The 2,805-nt window shown below is 72.8% G+C and carries 2 protein-coding genes; one reads left to right on the forward strand and one right to left on the reverse strand.

Annotated elements, in window-relative coordinates; genetic code table 11:
- Positions 1-583 precede the first annotated feature (583 nt).
- Positions 584-1,594, reverse strand: coding sequence for a YafY family protein (locus EF903_RS31270; protein WP_125548346.1), 1,011 nt, complete (start codon positions 1,592-1,594; stop codon positions 584-586).
- Between the two features lie 63 nt (positions 1,595-1,657).
- Here EF903_RS31270 and EF903_RS31275 point away from each other — a divergent pair, with 63 nt between their 5' ends.
- The gene (locus tag EF903_RS31275) at positions 1,658-2,032 is read left to right on the forward strand and encodes a VOC family protein (RefSeq protein ID WP_125548347.1); all 375 of its coding nucleotides are present in this window, start codon (positions 1,658-1,660) and stop codon (positions 2,030-2,032) included.
- Positions 2,033-2,805: the final 773 nt, after the last annotated feature.

The raw sequence follows: 2,805 nt of genomic DNA on the forward strand, positions 1-2,805 counted from the left end.
CTGGGGGTGTCCCGGGCAGTTGATGGTGTCCGGGGCGTGCCGGTCTCTCAAGGGCGCTCCCTCTGGTCGCGTCGCTGCGCGATGGCCCTTGCGGGCCCCCCTTGACAGACCGACCCGCCCCGGAGGCATTTTTTCTGCCGGGACGCCCCCAGGGAAACGGCCAGGGGGGACGAAGACCACAGGGGTTCGTCAGAGCCCTTGCCCTCCCGCTCCGGCAGCCGTGTCCTGTCCCCCCGGCATCAGCAGCCCCGGCGGCGAAGGCCCGGAAGGTCTGTGACGTCGCGAAACGATGCTCAGAGCATCATCCGGAGACAGGAGCGCCCCAGATCGCTACGTGGGCGCCCTCGGCTTGGCGACTGACGGCCGTCACGGGGGCCGGGTGGCGCGACGGATCGCTACAGGGGCGCCCTCGGCCCAGCGGCTGAAGGCCGTCACGGGCCGGGGGCGCAACAGATCGCTACAAGGACGCCCTCGGCTCGGCGGCTGACGGCCGTCAACGGCCGGGCGACGCGGCAGATCGCTGCGTGGGCGGTTTCGGCTCAGCGACCGGCGGCCGTAGCGGGCCGGGAGGCGTTCGGGGCCGTTACGCGCCCCCGCTTTTTCGGCGGTCGGCGTCGCGGTCCGGGCCTTGCCGGGGCTGACCGCCTCCGTTGTCCTCGCACAGGTCTCGGGCCCGGCGCAGCAGCGCCTCCCGTACGGGGTCGGGTGACAGGACCCGCAGCGTGGTGCCCAGGCCGAGGAGGTATGCGGCGAGCTGGTCGGCGTCGTTGCCGCCGATCTCGACGATGGTGGCATCGGGGCCGTCCGGGCGGTGGGTGCCGATCGTGGGCGGGATCAGCCGCAGCGCCTGGTCCATGGGGTGCGCCAGCCGGACCGTGACATAGAGCGGGTACACGACACCCGCGATGGCTCGGGAGACGAGGAGCGCCGGGTCGGGCGGGTCGACGAGTTCGACGGCGTGTCCGGTCGGCTCCACCCGTACCACCCGGTCGGCCCGGAACGTCCGCCACTGGTCCCGAGCCACGTCACGGGCGACGAAGTACCAGCGGAGGCCGGTGTGTACCAGGCGGTAGGGGTCGACATCCCGGACAGTGGCGTTCCCCGCGTGGTCCCGGTACGACAGGCGGGTGCGCTCTGCGAGGCGGCAGGCGGCGGCCAGTTCCGGCAGCACGCCGGGCCGTATCCGACGTCCCTCGGGCCTGGGAGTGTGGACGAAGACCGCGTCCATTTCCCCCAGCCGGTCCGAGATCCGGGGCGGTAGGACCTGCCGAAGTTTCAGGAGTGCCGACAGCGCGGCCTGGTCGCTGCCCAAGACGCCGCTGAGCGCGGCCTCTCGCAGCGCGACGGCCACGGCAAGCGCCTCCTCGTCGTCGAGGATCAGCGGTGGCACCCGGCTGCCACCGCAGAGGCGGTAACCGCCCCACGGCCCGGGGTCGGACTCGATGCCGTAGCCGAGTTCCCGCAGTCGGGCGATGTCCCGCCGGACCGTGCGGTCGGTGACCGCCATCCGCTCGGCCAGCTCGCGGCAGGTCCAGGTCGGCCGAGCGGACAGCAGCGAGACCAGGCGCAGCAGGCGGGAAGAGGTGCTGATCACATCCGGAAGTCTTCCCCATGACCAGGACCGGAACTGTCCTGGTCCCGTCCTAGCGTCCTCCTCATGACGACAGAACCCGCGATCCGCCTGCTGTCCGTGGACTTCGACTGCCCGGACCCCGCCGAACTGGCCCGCTTCTACGCCACCGCGCTCGGCTTGCCCGTCCTCCACTCCAGCGACGACTTCGTCCTGCTCGGCCGCGAAGGGTCACCCGGACTGGGCTTCATCCGGGTGGACGACTACCGGCGTCCGACCTGGCCGGACCCGTCCCAGGGCAAGCAGGCTCACATGGAACTGGGCGTCGACGATCTGGACGCCGCCCACGCACGCATGCTGGCACTGGGCGCCGTCGAACCCGCTGTCCAACCGCACCCCGATCACCGGAGGGTCCTGCTGGACCCTGCAGGCCACCCCTTCTGCATCTCCACGCAGGCCTGACCGTCACCGTTGTCCTCAGTAGGCGGGGCCGTGGAAGACCCGCCGGAACCCCGGTCCTTCGGCGACCACTCCGACACTCCGGCGGCAAGCCGCCGAGCCGACGGCGCCCCTGTAGCGACCTGAGGCGCTGCCCCCGCCCCGGACGGCCGTCGGCCGCCCAAGGGAGCCGGGCCGCGTAGCGATCTGATGCGCCGCCCCTGCCCCGGACGGCCTCCGGACGCCCAAGGGAGCCGGGCCACGTAGCGATCTGACGCGCTGCCCCTGCCCCGGACGGCCTCCGGACGCCCAAGGGAGCCGGGCCACGTAGCGATCTGACGCGCTGCCCCCGCCCCGGACGGCCGCCGGCCGCCCAAGGGAGCCGGGCCACGTAGCGATCTGACGCGCCGCCTCCGCCCCAGACGGCCGCCGGACGCCCAAGGGAGCCGGGCCACGTAGCGATCTGACGCGCCGCCCCTGCCCCTGACGGCCGTCGGCCGCCGAAGAGAGCCGGGCCGCGTAGCGATCTGGGGCGCTCCTGTCACCGGATGATGCTCTGGACATCGTTTGGCGACACCAGAGCCGACACGGCCCCGCCGACGGGTCTGCCGACGCCGGTGGGGCTGGATGCGGCCTGCCGGGGCGGGAGAGAAAGCTCCCTGATGCCCCCCATGCCTCACCCTCCCTCCAGGCCATTCCCCTGGGGGCTTCCCGGCAGCTTGTTGGCATTCCGGGGCGGGACGTCCTGTCAAGGGTGGCCCGCAAGGGCCATCGCGCAGCGACGCGACCGCAGGGAG

The sequence above is a fragment of the Streptomyces sp. WAC05292 genome, from assembly GCF_003949955.1.
GTDB lineage: Bacteria > Actinomycetota > Actinomycetes > Streptomycetales > Streptomycetaceae > Streptomyces > Streptomyces globosus.